The sequence below is a fragment of the Lactobacillus taiwanensis genome, assembly GCF_017894345.1.
GTDB classification, from domain to species: domain Bacteria; phylum Bacillota; class Bacilli; order Lactobacillales; family Lactobacillaceae; genus Lactobacillus; species Lactobacillus taiwanensis.
In genome coordinates this window covers 1,166,725-1,188,381 of record NZ_CP059276.1, presented here as the reverse complement: position 1 = coordinate 1,188,381, position 21,657 = coordinate 1,166,725, and the positions used below count along the sequence as shown (strand labels likewise).

General features: G+C 34.4%; 21 protein-coding genes and 1 pseudogene. 16 read left to right on the top strand and 6 right to left on the bottom strand.

Annotated features, from left to right (window positions below; genetic code table 11):
* Window positions 1-96: 96 nt before the first annotated feature.
* The 5 genes and pseudogenes from H1A07_RS05690 to def form a co-directional block, all read right to left on the bottom strand.
* A pseudogene (locus tag H1A07_RS05690) lies at window positions 97-456 on the bottom strand (diacylglycerol/lipid kinase family protein); the annotation flags it as partial.
* The gene (locus tag H1A07_RS10260; protein WP_244974099.1) at window positions 437-547 is read right to left on the bottom strand and encodes an acylglycerol kinase family protein; all 111 of its coding nucleotides are present in this window, start codon (window positions 545-547) and stop codon (window positions 437-439) included. The gene H1A07_RS10260 and the pseudogene H1A07_RS05690, both read right to left, overlap by 20 nt.
* A gap of 45 nt (window positions 548-592) precedes the next feature.
* Window positions 593-2,272 carry a ribonuclease J1 gene (rnjA, locus tag H1A07_RS05685; RefSeq protein WP_057719401.1) on the bottom strand — a complete coding sequence of 560 codons (1,680 nt, stop codon included), beginning with the start codon at window positions 2,270-2,272 and terminating at the stop codon, window positions 593-595.
* A gap of 5 nt (window positions 2,273-2,277) precedes the next feature.
* Window positions 2,278-2,505: a DNA-dependent RNA polymerase subunit epsilon gene (locus tag H1A07_RS05680; protein ID WP_003647122.1), complete on the bottom strand. Its 228-nt coding sequence runs from the start codon at window positions 2,503-2,505 to the stop codon at window positions 2,278-2,280.
* A 189-nt stretch (window positions 2,506-2,694) separates the two neighbouring features.
* On the bottom strand, window positions 2,695-3,249 hold the full coding sequence (gene def / locus H1A07_RS05675; protein WP_057719400.1) for a peptide deformylase: 555 nt from the start codon (window positions 3,247-3,249) through the stop codon (window positions 2,695-2,697).
* A 245-nt stretch (window positions 3,250-3,494) separates the two neighbouring features.
* Between def and typA the strand changes: the two genes are divergently transcribed.
* From typA to holA, 9 genes are all read left to right on the top strand, one after another.
* Window positions 3,495-5,351 carry a translational GTPase TypA gene (typA, locus tag H1A07_RS05670; protein WP_057719399.1) on the top strand — a complete coding sequence of 619 codons (1,857 nt, stop codon included), beginning with the start codon at window positions 3,495-3,497 and terminating at the stop codon, window positions 5,349-5,351.
* 112 nt (window positions 5,352-5,463) lie between these two features.
* Entirely contained in the window at window positions 5,464-6,648 is a 1,185-nt protein-coding gene (locus tag H1A07_RS05665) for an FtsW/RodA/SpoVE family cell cycle protein (protein ID WP_094498482.1), read from the top strand.
* A complete protein-coding gene (locus H1A07_RS05660; RefSeq protein WP_057719397.1) occupies window positions 6,645-6,980 on the top strand; it encodes a YlbG family protein in 336 nt (111 codons plus the stop codon). Before H1A07_RS05665 ends, H1A07_RS05660 begins: the two co-directional genes overlap by 4 nt.
* The gene (gene rsmD, locus H1A07_RS05655) at window positions 6,977-7,525 is read left to right on the top strand and encodes a 16S rRNA (guanine(966)-N(2))-methyltransferase RsmD (RefSeq protein ID WP_210144659.1); all 549 of its coding nucleotides are present in this window, start codon (window positions 6,977-6,979) and stop codon (window positions 7,523-7,525) included. The genes H1A07_RS05660 and rsmD overlap by 4 nt, the downstream gene beginning before the upstream one ends.
* Window position 7,526: 1 nt before the next feature.
* The gene (gene coaD, locus H1A07_RS05650; RefSeq protein ID WP_210144658.1) at window positions 7,527-8,024 is read left to right on the top strand and encodes a pantetheine-phosphate adenylyltransferase; all 498 of its coding nucleotides are present in this window, start codon (window positions 7,527-7,529) and stop codon (window positions 8,022-8,024) included.
* Window positions 8,011-9,024: a SepM family pheromone-processing serine protease gene (locus tag H1A07_RS05645; protein WP_210144657.1), complete on the top strand. Its 1,014-nt coding sequence runs from the start codon at window positions 8,011-8,013 to the stop codon at window positions 9,022-9,024. Before coaD ends, H1A07_RS05645 begins: the two co-directional genes overlap by 14 nt.
* 56 nt (window positions 9,025-9,080) lie before the next feature.
* Window positions 9,081-9,773 (top strand): helix-hairpin-helix domain-containing protein, encoded by a 693-nt coding sequence (locus tag H1A07_RS05640; RefSeq protein ID WP_210144656.1) that lies wholly within the window; start codon window positions 9,081-9,083, stop codon window positions 9,771-9,773.
* Entirely contained in the window at window positions 9,727-12,012 is a 2,286-nt protein-coding gene (locus H1A07_RS05635; RefSeq protein WP_210144655.1) for a DNA internalization-related competence protein ComEC/Rec2, read from the top strand. The genes H1A07_RS05640 and H1A07_RS05635 overlap by 47 nt, the downstream gene beginning before the upstream one ends.
* Complete coding sequence (gene holA / locus H1A07_RS05630) at window positions 12,009-12,998, top strand: DNA polymerase III subunit delta (RefSeq protein ID WP_210144654.1); 990 nt, start codon at window positions 12,009-12,011, stop codon at window positions 12,996-12,998. The genes H1A07_RS05635 and holA overlap by 4 nt, the downstream gene beginning before the upstream one ends.
* A gap of 69 nt (window positions 12,999-13,067) precedes the next feature.
* On the opposite strand, the gene rpsT is transcribed toward holA, so the two are convergent.
* Entirely contained in the window at window positions 13,068-13,325 is a 258-nt protein-coding gene (gene rpsT / locus H1A07_RS05625; RefSeq protein ID WP_011161866.1) for a 30S ribosomal protein S20, read from the bottom strand.
* A gap of 194 nt (window positions 13,326-13,519) precedes the next feature.
* On the opposite strand from rpsT, the gene rpsO reads away from it, so the two are divergent.
* The 7 genes from rpsO to yihA all read left to right on the top strand — a co-directional run bounded on the left by rpsO (window position 13,520) and on the right by yihA (window position 21,467).
* Window positions 13,520-13,789: a 30S ribosomal protein S15 gene (gene rpsO, locus H1A07_RS05620; protein WP_004894315.1), complete on the top strand. Its 270-nt coding sequence runs from the start codon at window positions 13,520-13,522 to the stop codon at window positions 13,787-13,789.
* 164 nt (window positions 13,790-13,953) lie between these two features.
* A complete protein-coding gene (locus tag H1A07_RS05615; RefSeq protein WP_210144653.1) occupies window positions 13,954-15,738 on the top strand; it encodes a ribonuclease J in 1,785 nt (594 codons plus the stop codon).
* On the top strand, window positions 15,738-16,595 hold the full coding sequence (locus H1A07_RS05610; RefSeq protein WP_210144652.1) for a hypothetical protein: 858 nt from the start codon (window positions 15,738-15,740) through the stop codon (window positions 16,593-16,595). The genes H1A07_RS05615 and H1A07_RS05610 overlap by 1 nt, the downstream gene beginning before the upstream one ends.
* A 177-nt stretch (window positions 16,596-16,772) precedes the next feature.
* Entirely contained in the window at window positions 16,773-17,963 is a 1,191-nt protein-coding gene (gene tuf, locus H1A07_RS05605) for an elongation factor Tu (RefSeq protein WP_057719388.1), read from the top strand.
* Window positions 17,964-18,121: 158 nt separating this feature from the next.
* Window positions 18,122-19,471, top strand: coding sequence for a trigger factor (tig, locus tag H1A07_RS05600; RefSeq protein ID WP_210144651.1), 1,350 nt, complete (start codon window positions 18,122-18,124; stop codon window positions 19,469-19,471).
* Window positions 19,472-19,617: 146 nt separating this feature from the next.
* On the top strand, window positions 19,618-20,883 hold the full coding sequence (clpX, locus tag H1A07_RS05595) for an ATP-dependent Clp protease ATP-binding subunit ClpX (RefSeq protein WP_210144650.1): 1,266 nt from the start codon (window positions 19,618-19,620) through the stop codon (window positions 20,881-20,883).
* Complete coding sequence (gene yihA / locus H1A07_RS05590) at window positions 20,883-21,467, top strand: ribosome biogenesis GTP-binding protein YihA/YsxC (protein WP_210144649.1); 585 nt, start codon at window positions 20,883-20,885, stop codon at window positions 21,465-21,467. Before clpX ends, yihA begins: the two co-directional genes overlap by 1 nt.
* Window positions 21,468-21,657 lie beyond the last annotated feature (190 nt).

Below are 21,657 nucleotides of genomic sequence, written 5' to 3'. Positions count from 1 at the left end.
TCAAAAGAAAAATCCTATTAAATCAAGGTTTATTAATACCAAGATTTAGTAGGATTTCTTAATTTCTGAATTTTTTTCAGACACTTATTATTTGTTTTATTGTAAAAGATTAAAGTTATCGACTTTAAATTTTAAATGAAATTTTCTTTTATTTAATTCTTCTCCATCAAGTTGACCGTATTCAGTTTTTTGAGTTTTCACTTCGATTTCAGAGGATTCAAAGTAGTGAAATTGTTTACTCTGCATATGCGATCCATCAATTAAGAGTTTAGAAAATAAGTAAAGAAATTTAATTAAATTATGCTTTTCAATAATGACGATATCTAAATGATGATTATGGATATCGGCAATTGGTAAAATTGGAATGCCATTACCAAAGTAGGGATGGTTAGTTGCAATTGGTACTAGTTGACTGGGATAGGTTGAAATCTGAATATTATAAGGTATCTTTTTTCTCTTGTAGAATAGATTCTAACTCTTTAAAAGCTACTTCACCTTTATTGCTCCCTGATTTTAAATTAACAAGTAGATAAACTTTTTTCATCATTTATTTAGCCTAACTTGTATAAAAATAAGCCCCGAAGGGCTTATTTTATTTCTTTTCAATTAGCATTGGCAGGATCATTGGTCTTCGTTCAGTCTTTGAATATAAGAAATCTTGAAGATTTTCAATGATTGCCTTTCTAATTTCATTTTCTTTTGGTTGTGGATCTTTTGCCATTTCTGTCTTAAGAATATGGTAAACGTGTTTTTGAGCTTGGCTAATCAGCTCTGTTGACTCACGCATATAAACGAATCCACGACTCAAAATATCTGGTCCTGCAAGAACGCGTTGGTGTTTGTAGTCTACAGTTGCTACAACTACAACTAAACCTTCTTCAGCCAAGATCTGACGATCGCGAACAACGATATTACCAACATCGTCGCTACCAGAAGTGTCAACAAAGACATCTGGTATATTAATGTGACCAGCAATTCTTGATGAGTCTTTAGTTAAAGCAAGTACGTCACCATTTTTTAGAACAAAAGTATGATCTTTAGGCATCCCAGTAGATTGGGCTGTTTCTGTATGAACAACTTGCATACGATATTCACCGTGAACTGGAATAAAATATTCTGGTTTAGTTAATTCAATCATCATCTTTTGTTCTTCTTGTCCAGCATGTCCAGAAGTGTGAACATTATGAATTTTACCATGAACAACATTAGCGCCAGCTTCAGTTAACTTATTAATTAAGTGGTTCACGCTAGTAGTGTTACCTGGAATTGGATTAGATGAAAAGATGACTGTATCTCCTGGTTGTAAGGAAATTTGACGGTGAGTACCATCTGCAATTCTTGACAGAGCAGCAAGTGGTTCACCTTGAGAACCAGTACATAAGATCATTGCCTTTTCAGGTGGAGTATGGTTAATTTCGTTAGCATCTACTAAAGTTCCTTCAGGAATATCTAGATAGCCAAGATCAATACCATTTTGAACACCATTTTCCATTGAACGACCAAAAATTGCTACTTTTCTACCGGTATCAACAGCAGCCTTAATGGCAGTTGATACACGGTAAAGGTTAGAAGCGAAGGTAGCAAAAATAATTCTACCTTTGATTCCAGTAATGATGTCGTGCAATGAATGAGCAACAAATCTTTCTGATTTTGTAAACGTAGGAACTTCTGCATTAGTAGAATCAGATAAGAGGGCTAAGACACCTTCTTTTCCTAGTTTAGCCATTTCCTGAAAGTCAGGAGCTGGTTGATTCATAACTGGAGTTAAGTCAAACTTGAAGTCCCCAGTGAAAAGAACAGCCCCTTCAGGAGTATGAACTGCAATTCCTAAGGTATCAGGAATTGAGTGAGTTGTCCTAAAGAAAGTAACTGATAATTTATCGAACTTTAAAACAGTATCTTCGTGTTCTTCATGAAGTTCACTAGAATTTAAAATACCGTGTTCATCAAGCTTTCCACGAATTAAAGCTAAAGCAAATGGAGTAGCATAGACTGGAATTTCCGGAATCTTCTTTAAAAGATAAGGAATTCCTCCAATATGGTCTTCGTGTCCGTGAGTGACTACTAATGCTTTAATTTTTTTTCTGTTCTTAACTAAATAAGAATAGTCTGAGATAACATAGTTAATTCCCATCATATCGTCTTCTGGGAATTTGATACCGCAGTCCATGATGATAATTTCATCTTGGTACTCAACGCAGTACATATTACGGCCGATTTCGCCTAGACCCCCTATAGCGTAAACGCCGACTTCGTTATTTTTTAATTTCAAGGTCGCTATTTATCCTCAGATTTAAAAGTTGTCAGCTTAAAATCTGGATTTTGCTTTTCGTAAGCAAGAGAGTTTCCAGTTAATTCTTGGATGAGTTCAATGTTGTAGGGGGTATTATCCTCAACCATAGTTCTTGCTGCAACTACGTTATCTGCTTCTAAAAAAAGAGTTTTTGTAGTTTCTCTTCTTGGATTAACGATCTGGTCTTTTTGGTATAAAACTTTGTAGATCATTTCTTATAATCTCCTTATATTTAAAACGTTCAAAAAAACTTCTACATGAAATCATGCAGAAATTCATAGCTATTAAAATTTTATCATAAACTTGCTTTGAAGTATACCAATTACCTCATATATAGGTACATAAAAAGACGATAGAACTATCTTAGATCTATCGTCTAATATAAAAAATAAAGATTTCTTTTAGGAAATCACAATAGTATCTTCTGCTAAACTAAAAGGATTTTCTTTGTTAATGCGGTCGTAGAATAAGTGACCATTTAAGTGGTCAATTTCGTGAGAAGCAACAATTGCTGGGTAGTCCTTTAAACGAATTGTTTTTTCTTCTCCATCTACTGTGTAGTAGCGAATCTTTAATTTATCAGGACGAGGAACATAACCTTCAATATCCTTATCTACACTAAGACAACCTTCACCTTCAGCAAGGCAAGCTTTTCTAACTGATTCAGAAAGAATTTTTGGATTAACAAAAACTTCTTTAAAGATGATCTCGCCTTTGTCATTTGGAACTAAAAGAGCGGCCATTTGAATACTTTTACCTACTTGAGGTGCAGCTAAACCAACACCGGCTCTTAATTGATGCTTTTCAGCAATCTTAGGATCTTGAGAATCGATTAAGTATTGCATCATTTCATCTGCTAATTTTTTATATTCATCAGATAATGGAAAAGTTAATGGCTTAGCAACTTGTCTTAAAACAGGATTGCCATCACGTGTAATATCATGCATTAAAATCAAAATTAAAATCTCCTTATTTCTTTATTTGCTATAAATATGATAACAATTGAAAGAAAAGACGGCAATGATCGAAGTTTTTGGTATAATATTTTTGTTAAAAAATAAACAGTTCACAGCTTGTACTTTCGTTGACGATATTATATTTTTAGAGTAGAATTGTAAAACGAAACTATAGAGATATAAAGCTTCAATAACTGCATTATTATTTTGCGTAAGAGAGCTGTGACTGGAGTCACAGTTTTTTTATGAAGTTCGGGGAGGAATTTCTTTTGCAAAGAAGAGACGATATTAGAAATATTGCCATTATCGCACACGTTGACCACGGTAAGACTACTTTGGTTAACCAATTGTTAAAACAATCAGATACATTACCAGAACACATGAATCTAGAAGACCGTGCAATGGACTCTAATGCTATCGAACGTGAACGTGGTATCACTATTTTATCTAAGAACACTGCTGTTAAGTATGGTGATACTACAATTAATATCTTGGATACGCCAGGACACGCCGACTTTGGTGGTGAAGTAGAACGTATCATGCACATGGTTGATGGATGTTTATTGCTTGTTGATGCTTACGAAGGTACTATGCCACAAACTCGTTTTGTGCTTAAGAAGGCTTTAGAAGCTGGTGTTAAGCCAATCGTAGTTATTAACAAGATTGACCGTCCAGGTGCTCGTCCAAAGGAAGTATTGGATGAAGTTCTTGAATTATTCATTGAATTAGGTGCTAGCGATGAACAACTTGATTTCCCAGTTGTTTACGCATCTGCTTTGAATGGTACTTCTTCATATGAATCAGACCCAGCTAAGCAAGAAGAAACAATGGATCCTATTTTTGATACTATTGTTAAGAACATTCCTGCTCCAGTGGATAATTCTGACGAACCATTACAATTCCAAATCACTATGCTTGATTGGGATGACTATGTAGGTCGTATTGGTGTAGGTCGTATTTACCGTGGAAAAGTTAAAGTTGGTGATAACATCACTGTTATGAAGCGTGATGGCTCAACTCAAAACTTCCGTGTTACTAAGTTATTTGGTTACTTTGGTTTGAAGCGTAATGAAATTCAAGAAGCAAAGGCCGGCGATATCATTGCTATTTCTGGTATTAATGATATTTACGTTGGTGAAACTATTGCTTCTGCTGATAAACCTGAGGCTTTACCACTTCTTAAGATTGATCCACCAACTCTTCAAATGGACTTCGTTGCAAACGATTCACCATTTGCTGGCCGTGAAGGTGATCAAGTTACACCTAAGAAACTTGAAGATCGTTTGATTCGTCAAACTCGTACTGATGTTTCTTTAAAGGTTGAACCAACTGATCAATTAAATGCCTGGACTGTTTCTGGTCGTGGTGAATTACACTTATCAATTTTGGTTGAAGAACTTCGTCGTGAAGGATTCGAATTACAACTTTCACGTCCTAAGGTTATCTACCGTGAAATTGATGGTCAAATGTGTGAACCATTTGAAGCAGTTCAAGTTGATACTCCAGATGCTTACGTAGGTTCAGTTATTGATTCACTTTCACAAAGAAAAGGTGAAATGAAGAACATGGAATCTACTGGTAATGGTCAAACTAGACTTGAATTCTTAGTACCATCACGTGGTTTGATTGGTTACAACAACGAATTTATGTCTCAAACTGCTGGTTACGGAATTATGAACCATACTTTTGATTCATACAAGCCTGTAGTTAAAAATTGGGAACCAGGTCGTCGTAATGGTGCTTTAGTTTCAATTAACCAAGGCCAATCAACTACTTACTCACTTCAATCAGTTGAACAACGTGGTGAATTATTCATCGGTGCTGGTGTTGAAGTTTATGAAGGTATGATTGTTGGTCAATCATCACGTGAACGTGATATTGCTGTTAACGTAACTAAGGGTAAGAACTTAACTAACACTCGTGCAGCTGGTAAAGATCACTCAGCTTCTATTAAAACTCCTAAGACTATGACTTTGGAAGAAGCTATCGAATTCTTGAACGATGATGAATACTGTGAAGTAACTCCAGAAAGTATTCGTTTACGTAAGAAGATTTTGAACACTAACGAAAGAAAAAAGGCAGATAAGAAGCGTAACAAATAGTTAGATTCTTATTTAATTTTTAAAAGTGGCTCAATTATTGAGCTACTTTTTTTGTTGGACAAAGGTAGTGATATAATAAAAAAGATTATTTAACTAAAGGGGCAGATATATCGTGCGACAGAAATTAAGATACTTAGACTATAGCATCTTGATCCCATATTTAGTTTTGTCAACTATTGGGATTATTATGGTCTATTCAGCAAGCTCGGATATTTTATTGGTGAATGGATTTTCACCGAGTGTATACATGAAAAGACAAATTATATATTTTCTTGCAGCATTTTTATTTTTTGGAATTCCATGTTTTGCATTAAAATTGAAGGTATTTAAAAATCGAAAATTTGTCTTATCTTACTTAGGTATTTCAGGTTTGATGTTGCTATTTTTAATTTTTCTTAAAATAGTTAGCCATGGAAAAGCTGCTGTTAATGGGGCAGTTGGATGGATTAATTTAGGGTTTATTAATATTCAGCCTGTTGAAGTAGCTAAATTATCTTTAGTTCTTTATTTGGCATTTGTTTTATCAAGAAGAGATGGAAAATTTGTTCCTGGACAAATTTGGCATAATTTATTTGGCCCAACTGTCATTTCTTTTATCATGATTGTAATGGTTATTTTAGAACCAGACTTTGGTGGGTCAGCTATTCTTTTCATGATTGTCTTTGTAATGTATAGCGTTTCAGGTATTCCAACTAAATTAGCAGTTTATTGGTTAATTGGATTATTTGCTGGAATTGTGTTATTAATGTTGTTTTTGCTAGTTTGGACTCCAGGCTTTATTAAAGATTCATATCAATTCCAGCGTTTACTTGCTTTTGTTCATCCCTTTAAGCTAGAAAAAACTGGCGGTGCACAGTTAGTAAACTCATATTATGCAATTCATAATGGGGGCTTATTTGGTGTCGGTCTAGGAAATAGTATGCAAAAAAGAGGCTACTTGCCAGAACCGTACACTGACTTTATTTTGTCAATCACTGCAGAAGAACTTGGTGTAATTGGTGCAATTGTGGTTATTACACTTCTTTTCTTTTTGATGTGGCGCATTATGGAAGTGGGAATTCATGCCGAATCTCAATTTAATGCCTTAGTTTGTTTTGGTGTAGTAACGATGATTTTTACTGAAACACTCTTTAATGTAGGAGCAGTTTTAGGATTATTGCCAATTACTGGGGTAACGCTACCGTTTATTTCTTATGGTGGGTCTTCTATGATTGTTCTGACTGCCGCTTTAGGACTAGTTTTGAATATTTCAGCCGCAGAGAAGAAAGCCTTAGTAGAAAGTAGGAGTGTACTTTGAGTCTAGTGTTTAAAGATGGATCAAGCAAAAAGATGACTGCACGCACGCAGATAATTGTCTGGCTTTATCAAATTAGTGATCAATATAAGTTACGTAGATTTGGTAATATTATTTATTTTTCACGTAAAAACAAGTATGTAATTCTATATGTAAGTTCCGAATATGCATCTAAAGTAATTACTGAACTAAAAAGCAAGAATTATGTGCAGGCTGTAGAAACATCTAAAACAGATGAACTTGACTTCTCAGCTGAACACGAAGAAGAAATGATGCGTGAATTAAAAGAAGAAGCAGAAAAATTACGAGAAGAAAACGAGGATTTACGGGTTTGAGAATTATTGCAGGAAAATATGCTAAACGTAATTTACATACATTGAAAAGAAATGCTACAAGACCAACAAGCGATAAAGTAAAAGGCTCTTTATTTAATTCTTTAGGACAGTTTTTTGATGGTGGCCAAGTACTGGATCTTTATGCAGGCAGTGGTGCTTTGGGAATTGAAGCAGTTTCTCGTGGCTACGATAACGCGGTTTTAGTAGACATTAGTGGACAGGCTTGCCAAATTATTAAGAAAAATGTTGAGCTAACTAAAGAGGAAGATCGTTTTAAAGTTCTAAAGTGCAGTGATAACCGTGCAATTAAGATTTTGCATGATGAGGGCAAAAAGTTTGATTTAATTTTTCTTGATCCACCTTATGCAAAACAAAAAATTGTTAAGATTATGACTAAGTTATTAAGTAATGATTTGCTTAGAGAAAATGCACTTATTGTTGCTGAAACAGATGAGCATGATGAATTACCAGAAGTTGATGGTTTTTCAATCATTAAAGATCATCAATTAGGGAGAACGAAGGTAAAGGTGTACAAGAGGAAGTAAAATGACGAAGGCGATTTTTCCTGGAAGTTTTGATCCGATAACCAATGGACATGTAGAAGTTATTGAAGCTGCTGCTAAGATGTTTGAAAAGTTGTATGTGGTAATTATGACTAATACTAGTAAGAATTATCTTTTCAATGAAAAAGAGCGGTTAGATTTAGCCAAGAAAGTTTTTGAAAATGATAATAATGTTGAAGTAATTGCTCGTCCAGCGGAATTAACTGTTGAAGTTGCACATGAGCTAAATGCAGGAGTAATTGTACGCGGGTTGCGAAATACAGTTGATTTTAATTATGAACGAGATATTGCGGGAATTAATAAAACTTTAGATCCAGATTTGAATACAGTTTTATTGTTTACGCGTCCAGAAGATAGTTTCATTTCCTCAAGTATGATTAAAGAAACAGTATTTTTCGGTGGAGATGTTTCTAAGCTGGTGCCAAAGCCAGTGGCAGCTGCTTTAGAAGAAAAATTGAGGAATAGAAATGAAGAAAAATAAAAAGATAAAGTTTTGGCTGCTAGGAATAGCAGCATTTTTAATAGCTATTGTTTTTTGTTTATGGCCAACGCAGTACTATATTGAGTCTCCTGGAGAGGCTTTTCAAATAAGTAAATATATCAAAAGTGATAGAAAGGCTAATCCCAACTTCTATTTAGTAACGGTTAGTGAACGACCGGCAGTGATGATTGATTATTTGACTAGTTTTTTCAGGTCAGCAGATACCCGTTACTCAAGAAATGAATTGATGGGGACTTCAACTAGCGCTGAATATAACAAAATGCAGCAATACTATATGGAAACTAGTCAAAATAATGCTATTTACTACGCTGCTAAAAAGGCTAATGTACCACACCGACAAGAATTTTTAGGCGTTTATGTGATGGAAATAATGAAGAATTCAACTTTTAAAAATAAATTGAAAGTTGGAGACATTTTAATTAGTGTAAACGATAAAAAATTTGCTTCTAGTCAAGAGTTAATTAAATACGTTTCAACGCTAAAAAAGAAAAACGTCAAAATAGAAGTTATCCGAGGAAATAAGCATTTGAGTTTTTCTGGAAAAACAGTTAAATTGGCCGGAACAGATCGCTATGGCATTGGTATTCAATTAGTGGATCATACGCGCGTAGTTACAAAACCAGAAGTTAAGATTAATTCTGGAGATATTGGCGGACCGTCTGCCGGGCTAATGTTTACTCTTGAATGCTATCAATTATTTACAAGAAAAAATCTTAGTCCTAATCAAAAGATTGCTGGGACTGGAACAATTGATAGTAATGGTAAAGTAGGTATGATTGGTGGAGTTGATAAAAAAGTAATTGCTGCTAGTCGGCAGGGAATGAAAGTGTTTTTTGCGCCAACTGATCGTCCATCAGGAGTTAAAAAGGGTGAGACAAATTATGCAGAAGCAGTCAGGACTGCTAAAAAAATTCATACTAGAATGAAGATTGTTCCTGTAGCTCGATTTGAAGATGCACTAAATTATTTAGAAAAATAAATTAAAAGCAGCAAAAAATGCTGCTTTTTTTCGTAATAAATAATGAGGTGATAAAAGTGGATTTTGAAAAACTTAAAGAATTCATAATTGAAAGGAAATTTTATGTAGTTGGAATTATTATTTTACTTTTTGTTGGAGGATATATCATGCAGAAAAATAATCAGCCTGTAGTGAATAACCAACAAGTTTTAAGTGAAAATAAAACGCAATCTACCTCTTTTCCTAAAAGTGATAGTAAGAGCATGCAGTCGAGTACAGGTTTCAAGGGCTCATCTAAGCAGGATACAGTGACGGTTGATATTACAGGGGCAGTTAAGCATAGTGGTGTGTATACCTTAAAAAATGGTGCACGCCTGAATGATTTGTTAAAGCTATGTGGTGGATTGACTGATAAAGCAGAAACGCGTGCAATTAATCGAGCAGCACTGTTGAAAGATCAAGATCAAATTTATGTTCCTCATATTGGAGAAAAGATAGAAGATATTCCTGCTACCAAGTCTGCAACTAGTAGTTCTTCTGATTCATCTAGTTCAAATTCGACTTCAAGCTCAAATACAGAACAGGTTCATCTGAATTCGGCAACCGTTCAAGACTTACAAAAGTTAAATGGCGTTGGTCGGAAAAAGGCAGAACAAATTATTGAGTATCGTGATCAAAATGGTGGTTTCAAACAAATTGAAGATCTGACCAAAGTAACAGGAATTGGTGAAAAGACTTTTGAAAAACTCAAAGATCAATTGGCGCTCTAGCTTTTATGCATCTAGTTTTTATTTGTTACTTAGTTTGGGATGCATTTCAGTTACATTTATAATTTTACAAACGACCACATTTTCTCAAGTAATCGTTGGAATAATATTTTTAAGCTTTTTCTTTCTATTGTTAATCTATAAGTTTTCTGAATATCGACCATTAATATTTCTATTTTTGGGACTAGTGGGAATTGTAAGTTTTGTTTATCAAAAACCTAAAGAATTAAATTTAGAAGGTCCAATTCAGATTTATAGTGATCAAATTCAAATTAAAGATAATTTCTTTTATGGTGAAGGAAAATTAGGTAGAAATAAGGTTTTAATTAGTGGAAGCATAGATAATTCTTTTGAAAAGAAACTGAACAAGTACCATACTTGCTACTTGGTGGACTATCGGGCAAAGGTAGAGCAAATTATGCCTGCAACTAATCCAGGTGAATTTGACTATCAAAAATATTGTCGGAGCAAAAAAATAAGAGAAAGAGTAAAACTTGAAAACTATCAAATTTATCCTAAAAAAATAACTATTTTTGATTACATTCATGTTTTGCGAAAAAATTTAATGAATTATTTTGAAAAGATGCCATCTTTAACGAAATTTTTTGCTAGTGAAATGGTTTTAGCGCAAAATCCTAGTCCTGATAATAAGGTTTTACTAAACAGTTATCGAGACTTAGGAATTATTCATTTGCTAAGTATTTCTGGATTACATGTAAGTCTTTATATTTTAGGGATTATGTGGCTTGGAACGATCTTAAAGCGAACTGAAGAAGAGGTAACAATCTTTTGTATTGCATTTTTAACTATTGAAATTTTATTGGCCAACTTTCAAGCGGGCTTTGTACGTGCTAGCTTAAGCTATTTTTGGAGTATTTTCTTTAAAAGAAAAAAGATGATGGTTAGTAGCGGAGATAAGTTAGGAATTGTTGTATTAACACATCTGCTCTTTAACCCTTTATTATTTCTAAATAGTGGGGCTATTTTAAGTTATTTGTTAGTATTTGGGTTAGAAATTACGCAGAATTTTAAAAATATTAAACAAAATTTAGCTCTTAATTTATTAATCACACCAATTTTGCTACATAGTTTTTATAGAATTAATATTTTAACAATTATCTATAACTTTTTAATTGTGCCCATTTTTAACTTTGTTTTATTGCCATTGACCTTTATTGTGATTTTTTTATTTTGGCTTTTACCAGCAATTGGTAAAGTAAGTGAACCAATTTTTAAAGTAGTAGCCGATATAACGAATTTTATTGCTGACAAACAATTAGGCTTAGTGACTTTTGGTCAAATAAATTGGTTTCAGACGATATTTTTGCTAGTGATAACTATAACTTTAATTATTTTGCCAAAAATTAAAATTAAGAAGTTAAAGTTGAAGTTTTTCTTAGTTGGGACCTATGTTAGTCTTTTTTGCTTAATTCATTTTCCGCTTAAAGGACAAGTCTCTTTTATTGATGTGGGGCAAGGAGATAGTATTTTAATTACTACACCTTTCAATAGAAAGACGTATTTAATTGATACGGGCGGAAAACTAAATTTTGGCAAAAGAAAAAGTCAACCACAGTTAAACAGAATTACTATTCCATATTTATATTCGCAAGGAATTAATCATTTAGATGGAGTTTTTCTAAGCCATCAGGATGCAGACCATATTGGTGATTTAAAAGCATTGCTGGATCAAATTCCAGTAGATAAGCTATATTTTGCAAAGGGATTAACTAAAAACCAATCTTTTATGAAGAGGATTAATAACCATGTAAATGATGTTCAACTAGTACCGTTGCTTGCAGGTGATGAGGTTAAAACAAAGAATATAAATTTTGAAGTGGTTTATCCTTTTGAGCCAGGGCTAGGTAAAAATGAAGATTCATTGTCTTTGACTTTTAAATTAGCTAATAAGCGCTGGCTTTTCACTGGAGATTTGGGAAGGGATGGAGAAAAAGAAATCCTTAGTCACTATAATCTTCATGTAGACTATTTTAAGTTAGGGCATCATGGTAGTAAGACATCGAGTGATCCAGAGTTTTTAAAACAACTGGATCCGCATCTTGTTTTTATATCTTCTGGAAGAAATAATCGTTTTGGTCATCCTCATCAAGAAACCTTAAAAACCTTGAAAGACTTAAGCATCCCATACTTAAATACACAAGATAGTGGTACAATTACTTGGACTTATTCACCATTTCAAAGTGAAGCAATTACGACTTTTTATAAAGGAAATGCAAAATGACATTAATATCTCTTTTTAAACAAACTAATCCTAAAAATGCCAACTTACTGATTCAAGGACCAGATTCTTTCTTTAATGATTATTTAGTTCGTGATTATCTTAATCAAAAAAAATTTGCTGACTTTGATCAAGTAATTGTCGACTGTCTTGAAGATGGTCTTGATGAATTAATGGCTACTTTGACAGAATCGTCGCTTTTTACAGCTCAAAAAATTGTCGTAGTTAAGAATCCTTTCTTTTTAATGGCTAAAGTTCCACAAAAATTTAAAAAGCAAATTGAAAAATTAACAAAAATAATTGAGCATTTGGGTGATTTAGAAGATATTGTGGTCTTTGTAGCTAACTATGAAAAAATTGATCGTCGAAAAAAGATCAGTAAATTTTTGCTTGAACATGTCAATGTAGTTGAAACTTCGCTCAAACCTTATGAAGTGAGTGGGGTAATTAAAGCAATTAGTAAAGAAGAAGGCTATCAAATTACAAATGTGGCTCTTCAAGTTTTGATGCAGAGAAGTGATCAAGTTCTTGATGTTTCTTTGAGTAATTACTTAAAGCTTAAAAATATAGTTGGTGAAGATAAAAAAATTACTGAAAGCCTGATTAATGAAAATATTGATCGATCTTTATCAGAAAATATCTTTGAAATCTTAACAGCTGCTTTTAATAAAAATTATCAAGAAGCAACTCAACGTTTAGAGGATCATTTAAGAGAAGGAGCAAATGCTATTCAGCTTCTGGCGATTTTTGAATCACAAATAGAGTTTTTAACTTGTGTTAAAGTATTGCAAAATAGACGCTGGAGTAAAGATCAAATTACCAAAGAGCTAAAAGTAAATCTATATCGAGTTAAATTAGCACTCGAAAATAAAGTTTCACTTGCTAAATTAACGACTTTGCTAAAACAAGCAATCGAGCTGGATTATGGCTACAAGAATGGAACTTACCACGGAGATGAGTTCTTAAAACTTTTCTTATTAAAAATTTAGACGACAAAAAAGCCCGGAGAAAAATCTCCGAGCTTTTATTTTGCCTAATATCAGGTGTCAAGTAAATAATTACTTGTTAGCAGCCTTCTTAGATAAGCGTGACTTATCACGGTTAGCTTTGTTCTTAGAAATAAGACCTTTAGAAGCAGCCTTATCTAAAGCACGTGCAGCTTTAACTTCTAAATCGAGGACATCTTTTGCGTCATTTTCAACAGCTTCGTTGAATTTTCTTACAGCAGTTCTCAATTTACTTAATTCAGCAGCGTTGCGCTTGTTAGCAGTAGCATTAGTCTTAACACGTTTAATTGCTGATTTAATTTGTGGCATCAAAATCACCTCGATAAAATAGATTTACTCGTTAATTATACTTAATACGAGCACTTGGTGCAAGGTAATTTGGACTTGCTTTTTTAAAAACTTCCATGTAATATTAATATTTGTTGGAACCATTGACGCTGTTTTCCCGCCGCCGACGGTTAACGTTGTTAATGGCAATTATTTAAAAGAGAGGTATTTTTCTAATGGCTATTTCAAAAGAAAAGAAAGATGAATTAATTAAAGAATACGCACGTCACGATGGCGATACTGGTTCTCCAGAAGTTCAAATTGCACTTTTAACTAGTGATATTAACAACTTGAACGACCACTTAAAGGCTAACAAGCAAGACCACCACTCATACGTTGGTTTGCTTAAAAAGATTGGTCACCGTCGTAACTTACTTCGTTACTTGAAGAACAAGGATATTCAACGTTACCGTGAATTAATTAACAAGTTAGGTTTACGTCGTTAATCTTAAAATTTATCAGCCTCAGCTACTCTTCGTCATGAAGGGTAGCTTTTTTTGTTTCTTTCAAATTCACACTATTATATGGTAAAATTAATTAGATTAACTTCGTTTTGATCATCAAGATCCATAAAATTAATTAAATTTAATAAATAGAAAGAAGCAAAAATATGTCACAAAAGATTAAGATAATGATCTTGGGTGGCGCACGTGAAAATGGTAAAAACATGTACGCTGTTCAAGTTGAAGATGAAATTTTTATTATGGATGCAGGTTTAAAGTATCCTGATTCATCTTTATTAGGAATTGATGTAGTTATCCCTGATTTACAATTTTTCCGTGACTACGGAGATAAGATTGCGGGTATCTTTTTAACTCACGGTCATGCAGATTCAATTGGTGCATTGCCATACATTTTGAGAGATTATGATATTCCAGTCTTTGGTTCAAAATTGACAATTGAATTAGCTAAGATTGCGGTTCAACGCGAAAATAGACATCGTAAGAATGATCTTTTTCATGTAATTGACGCTGATACTGAAATTGAATTTAAAAATGCAAATGTCTCTTTCTTTAAGACTACTCACTCAATTCCAGATTCTCTAGGTATTGATATCTCTACTAAAGAAGGCGAAATTGTCTATACTGGTGACTTTAAGTTTGATCCATCAGCTAAAAAGGGCTATCGAACTGACTTTATTCGCTTATCTGAGATTGCCCAAAAGGGCGTACTCGCACTTCTGAGTGATTCAACTAATGCTGAAGCAAATTTCCCAAATGATCGTCAAACTAATATTGAAAAATATATTTATAACATTTTTGAAAACTATGATGGTCGCATCATTGCTGCAGCAAAAGCATCAAATATCGTCCGTGTTCAAGAAATTTTCCAAGCAGCGGCTGCAACTGGAAGACATGTTTTCTTGACAGGTAGAGATGCTGGTAAAATTGTCTATACAGCAATGAAATTAGGTTACTTAAATGTGCCTAAGGGATTACTTGTTCACAGTAAGGACTTAAAGAAGATTCCTGATAATGAATTAGTAATTTTAGAAACTGGTCGTATGGGTGAACCACTTAAGTCCCTTCAAAAGATGGCAACTAACCGTCACCGAATGATTAAGATTAAGAATGGCGATTTAGTCTTCATTGCTACTACCCCTTCACATTCAGTTGAAACAATGGTAGCTCAAACTAGCGATATGATTTACCGTGCTGGTGGAACTGTTAAGGAACTTGGAAGAGACAGACACACTAGTGGTCACGCAACTGGTCGGGATTTACAATTGTTGGTCGATACGCTTAAACCTAAGTTTTTAATTCCTGTAATTGGTGAATATCGTTTACTGGAAATTCATAAAGATTTAGCTGTTGAAGCGGGTATGAATAAGAAGGATATCTTCTTACCACATAATGGGGATGCTTTTGCACTAGAAAAGGGACGTTTCTACCGTACAGATGCTGTACCAGGCGAAGATATTATGATTGATGGTTCAGGTGTAGGTGACGTTGGTAACATTGTTTTAAGAGATCGTGAAGTTTTATCTGATGATGGTGTCTTCATTGCCGCTGTAACTATTGATAGAAAGAAAAAGAAAATCATCTCTGAACCACGTGTTTCAACTAGAGGTTTTGTTTACATTAAGGCAAATCATGCTTTGATGAATGGTGCAGCTGATATAATTAAAGAGGCTGTAAACAACAACTTTGAACATAAGAAATTTGATTGGACTGAATTAAAGCAAGATGTTCGAAATGATGTTGAAAAATATCTTTATAAGCAAACTGGTCGTCGCCCAGTTGTTTTACCAGTTGTGATGGAAGTTAACCAAAATAGACATCGTGCAATGGCTAGAAGAAATAATCAAAACAACCAAGAAAACAACTCGGAAAAGCGTCCAAATAGAAGAAACTATCATAAAAAAGATTCAGAACAAAAGAAGGCAAAAGCTTAATGACACATGCGAGTCAAGATAATTTGCTTCTGTTAGCTGAAGAAGCAAAAGATCATAATGACTTGCCGCAAGCTAAGCAGTACTTGCTAGAAGCTTTGCGGTTAGGTCACGATTCAAATATTGTTTGTGAGTTATGTGAAATTTACTTAAGCCAAGAAAAGGGGGATCAGGCATATTCTTTGATTAAAGAGGAGCCTGACCTTTTTTCTAATAAAAGGGTATTTGACACTTATCTCAAAATTTTGGCTTTTCAGCATTATGCAATTGAAGCAAGCCAATTGGAATATTTATTAGATGAAAAATTACCACTGAAGATTGAACCAGTTAGTCAAATTAAGCAATTAGAAATAATGCGGAATTTTAAAAAATTAAAATATATTCAAGAAAGAGATTACTTACTCTTATATTGCTTAAGTACAGAAAATTTCATTAATTTAGCGAAGAGTATTTTGATAGATCCATCTCCTAATTTTGCCTTACGACTATCATTGTGTGAGGATTTAGTAAAACTAGGTTATAGCGAGAAAATTCAAGTTTATATTTTGGGAGAATTAAAGGACTTTATTCCTAAAGAAACAGACTTACTTGAAAAAAATCCTATTTATCGAGAAGTTTGTGTTAGTTTAGCTGATTATTTTAGACAGGATCCAAGTAAATTACCTTTAATGATTGGTGAAATGAATGTTTGTTTAGGGATGCTTTATCCGCGCTTAAGAGATTATATTAGAGATCCAGATCAATTTGCTCATGATTTTAGAAAATACCTTGAAAAAAAGGAAGGCGGAGCAAATCAGAAGCTTTTAAACAAGATATATGAATATTTGGCATATGAAAAAGCAACAAATTCTGATTTTTAATTCCGATATTGAGCAAAAAAGGTTTACATTTTCTGTGGATCTAGTATAATCAATAGAGGATATTTTCAAAGGGGTACGAGCTAGGCTTTTACCTTTGAAAGTAGTATAATAATCAACAGAGAATTATCCGTTACTTACTCAACGGACTTCTTGCAAATTTACAGGAGGGTCATATTAATGGCAGAAAAAGAACATTACGAAAGAACTAAGCCGCACGTTAACATTGGTACTATCGGCCACGTTGACCATGGTAAGACCACTTTAACTGCAGCTATTACTACTGTTTTGGCAGAAGACGGTTTAGCACAAGCTGAAGATTACTCACAAATCGATGCTGCTCCAGAAGAAAAGGAACGTGGTATTACTATTAATACCGCTCACGTAGAATACGAAACTAAGAATCGTCACTACGCTCACATGGATGCTCCAGGTCACGCTGACTACATCAAGAACATGATTACTGGTGCTGCACAAATGGATGGTGCTATCTTGGTTGTTGCTGCAACTGATGGTCCTATGCCACAAACTCGTGAACACATCTTACTTGCTCGTCAAGTTGGTGTTAAGTACATCGTTGTATTCTTAAACAAGGTTGACTTAGTTGACGATCCAGAATTGATTGACTTAGTTGAAATGGAAGTACGTGACTTGTTAAGTGAATACGATTACCCTGGTGACGATGTTCCTGTTATCCGTGGTTCAGCTTTGAAGGCACTTCAAGGTGACCCAGAACAACAAGACGTTATCAGAAAATTAATGGAAACTGTTGACGAATACATCCCAACTCCAGAACGTGATACTGACAAGCCATTCTTAATGCCAGTTGAAGACGTATTTACTATCACTGGTCGTGGTACTGTTGCTTCTGGTCGTATTGATCGTGGTACTGTTAAGGTCGGCGATGAAGTTGAAATCGTTGGTTTAACTGACAAGGTTGAAAAATCAACTGTTACTGGTTTGGAAATGTTCCACAAGACTCTTGATCTTGGTGAAGCCGGCGATAACGTTGGTGTATTGCTTCGTGGTATTGACCGTGACCAAGTTGAACGTGGTCAAGTTTTAGCTGCACCTGGCTCAATCCAAACCCACAAGAACTTCAAAGGTCAAGTTTATATCTTGAACAAAGATGAAGGTGGTCGTCACACTCCATTCTTCTCAGATTACCGTCCACAATTCTACTTCCACACTACTGATGTAACTGGTAAGATTGAATTACCAGAAGGTACTGAAATGGTTATGCCTGGTGATAACGTTGAATTCACTGTTGAATTGATCAAGCCAGTTGCCATTGAAAAGGGTACTAAATTTACTATCCGTGAAGGTGGTAAGACTGTTGGTGCTGGTCAAGTTACTGAAATTCTTGACTAATTCCAATCTATCTAAAAAAAGATGTATCTTCGGATGCATCTTTTTTTTATCCAAAATTTTAAAATCTTCTCCCTATATTTGTGTTTTATCAGCGTTTAGGGTAAGATAGTTAAGTGTGCAATAGCAAACCCAAATTTGACATCGGAGGTATTTAATTAATGTCTGTAAAATGGGAAAAGACCGGTAAAACATCCGGTGAATTAACTTTTGAAATCTCACAAGAAGAAGTAAAAAAAGGCTTGGATCAAGCTTTCAAGCGTATTAAGAAGAACTTACGTGTACCAGGTTTCCGTAAAGGCCACGTATCACGTGTTGTTTTCGATCAATTCTACGGTGAAGAAGCTCTTTATGAAGATGCTTTGAACATCGTTTTACCAGAAGCTTACACTGCTGCAGTTAAGGAAGCTGGTATTGATCCAGTTGGTCAACCACAAATTACTCCTGTTTCAATGGATAAGAACAAGTCTTGGGAAATGAAGGCTACTGTTTCTGTTAAGCCAGAAGTTAAGTTAGGTGACTACAAGGGTATCGAAGTTCCTAAGCAAAGCACTCGCGTTTTAGTTAAAGACGTAGACGCAGAATTAAACAAGCGCCGTGAACAAAATGCTGAATTAGTATTAAAGGACGGTAAGGCTGCTAAGGGCGATACTGTTACTATCGACTACACTGGTACTATTGATGGTAAGCCATTTGATGGTGGTAGTGCTCAAAACTACTCATTAGAATTAGGTTCAGGTACTTTTATTCCTGGTTTTGAAGATCAACTTATCGGTCACAAGGCTGGCGATGATGTAGATGTTGTTGTAACCTTCCCAGAAGATTACGGTGCAAAAGACTTAGCTGGTAAAGAAGCACACTTTGCTACTAAGATTCATGAAGTGAAATCTAAAGAATTACCTAAGTTAGATGACGAGTTTGCTAAAGACGTTGATGATTCAGTAGAATCACTTGATGAATTAAAAGATAAGATCAAGAAAGACTTGAAGAAGCACAAAGAAGACGACGCAAAGGACGCTATCCAAGATGCAGCAATCAAGGGTGCAGTTGAAAATGCAACTATTGATGAAATTCCTCAAGCAATGATCGATGAAGATGTTCAAAACCAATTGAACCAATACTTAGGCAACATGCAACGTCAAGGTATTGACCCACAAACTTACTTCAAGTTAACTGGTACAACTGAAGCTCAATTGCGTGAACAATTAGCTAAAGGTGCTGCAGAACGTGTTAAGACTAATCTTGTTTTGGAAGCAATCGTTGCAGAAGAAAAACTTGATGCAACTGCTGACGAAATCAAGCAAGAAATTAAGGACTTAGCACACGACTACAACATGGATGAAAAAGTTGTTCGTCGTAGCTTGAGTGATGATATGCTTAAGCATGATATTGCTATTAGAAAAGCTATTGATTTAGTAGCTGACAAGGCAAAGCAAGTTGCTAAGAAAGCTACTAAGAAATCAACTGCTAAGAAGTCAACCAAAGATGACGAAGAAAAGGCTGATAAATAATAGTTGATAACTAGTTTAAGAAAAGGGCGACTATGACAGTCGCTTTTTTCTTTACTATTAATTAATAAGACAATTTTCTTTACTCTGTCAAAGTGAACTGCTAAGCTTATTTTTGACATAAAGTAAGTGAAAAGGAGGATGGGCTCATGGCTAACGAAATTACTGAACAAGAAGAAGTAAAATGTTCTTTTTGTGGTAAACCACAGTCACAAGTTAAAAAAATTGTGGCTGGAAATGGAGTCTACATTTGTAATGAATGTATTGATCTTTCCAAGAAAATTATAGATGATGAATTAAAAGCAGATTCCATCAAAGGAACAAAAGACTTGCCTAAGCCAATGGAAATTAAAAAGCAATTGGACGAATACGTAATTGGCCAAGACCGGGCTAAAAAGGTTCTTTCAGTTGCCGTTTATAACCACTATAAGCGTATTAGTCAAATGGATATTGATAGTACTGGAACTGAGTTGCAAAAATCAAACATTGCTTTGATTGGACCAACTGGTTCAGGTAAGACTTATTTGGCTCAAACTTTGGCTAGAATTTTAAATGTTCCATTCGCTATTGCTGATGCTACTACATTAACTGAAGCTGGTTATGTTGGTGAAGATGTAGAAAACATCTTACTTAAGTTATTACAAAATGCTGACTATGACTTAGAGCGCGCACAACGAGGCATTATTTATATCGATGAAATTGATAAGATTTCTAAGAAAGCAGAAAATGTATCAATTACGCGTGATGTTTCTGGTGAAGGTGTTCAACAATCACTTCTTAAGATTTTAGAGGGTACTGTTGCTTCTGTTCCACCTCAGGGTGGACGTAAGCATCCGCAACAACAGATGATTAAGATTGATACTACTAATATTCTGTTTATCGTTGGTGGTGCTTTTGACGGCATTGAAAACATCGTTAAGAACCGTTTAGGTAAAAAGACAATTGGTTTTGGTGCCGAAAACGGACTGAACCAAGTAGATGCAGATGACTGGCAAAAGAATCTTACTACTGGTGACTTAGTTAAGTTTGGTTTGATTCCTGAATTTATTGGACGTATTCCAATTATCACGACTCTTGATAAGTTGAGTACTGATGATTTAATTAGAATCTTGACTGAACCAAAGAACGCTCTTGTAAAACAATACAAGAAATTACTTTCTCTTGACGATGTTGATCTTGAATTTACCGATGGTGCTCTTAAGGCGATTGCAGATATGGCAATTAGCCGTCATATGGGAGCACGTGGCTTACGTTCAATCGTTGAAAATTCATTGATGGACGTTATGTACCGCACACCTAGTGAAGATAACATTAAGAAAGTCGAAATCACTAAGGATGTAATTACTAAGCATGCTGAACCAAAGATCACTTATAAGGATGAAAAAGCTAAAGAGACGAGTGAGGCGACTAAATAATGAAAGTCGTAGATGCAGAGTTCGTAATTAGTGCTGTTTCTGAAAAACAATATCCTAAAGATGATTTGCCAGAATTTGCATTAGCTGGACGTTCAAATGTTGGAAAATCTAGCTTGATTAATACGATTGTTAACCGTCGTAAGCTTGCTCGTACATCGCAGCAACCAGGTAAAACTCAAACCCTTAATTTTTATAAGGTAAATAATGAACTATATCTAGTTGATGTTCCTGGCTATGGTTACGCTAAGGTTTCTAAGAGGCAGAGAGCTGCTTTTGGAGAAATGATTCAAGACTACCTTGAGACACGTGCAGATCTAGAGGGATTAGTCCTATTAGTTGATGCACGTCATAATCCGACTTCGGATGACATTAATATGTTTAATTATGCTCTTTATCTTGATGTGCCAATTTTAGTAGTTGCAACTAAGATGGATAAACTTAAAAAGATGGAAGCTAGTCAAATTAGGCAAAAGATTGGTAAGAGCTTAGACTTAACTCAAAAGAATGTTTCTTTCTTACCATTTTCTAGCGTTACTAAATTAAACGTTGATAAGTTTTGGGATTGGATTGAAGATAAGATGTAATTTAAAAAATTGCATAATTTACTGATTAAATCCGCTTAACTTTGCTATAATAAAATACGTTGAATTCATTGAATTAATGATATTTCAACAACCTTTGAAAAAGAGAAATACCGATTGGAGCTGATAAGCTTTAGTCGGTATTTTTTCTTGCTTAAATAAATGACTTAGCTTTAGAATTAAATTATATATT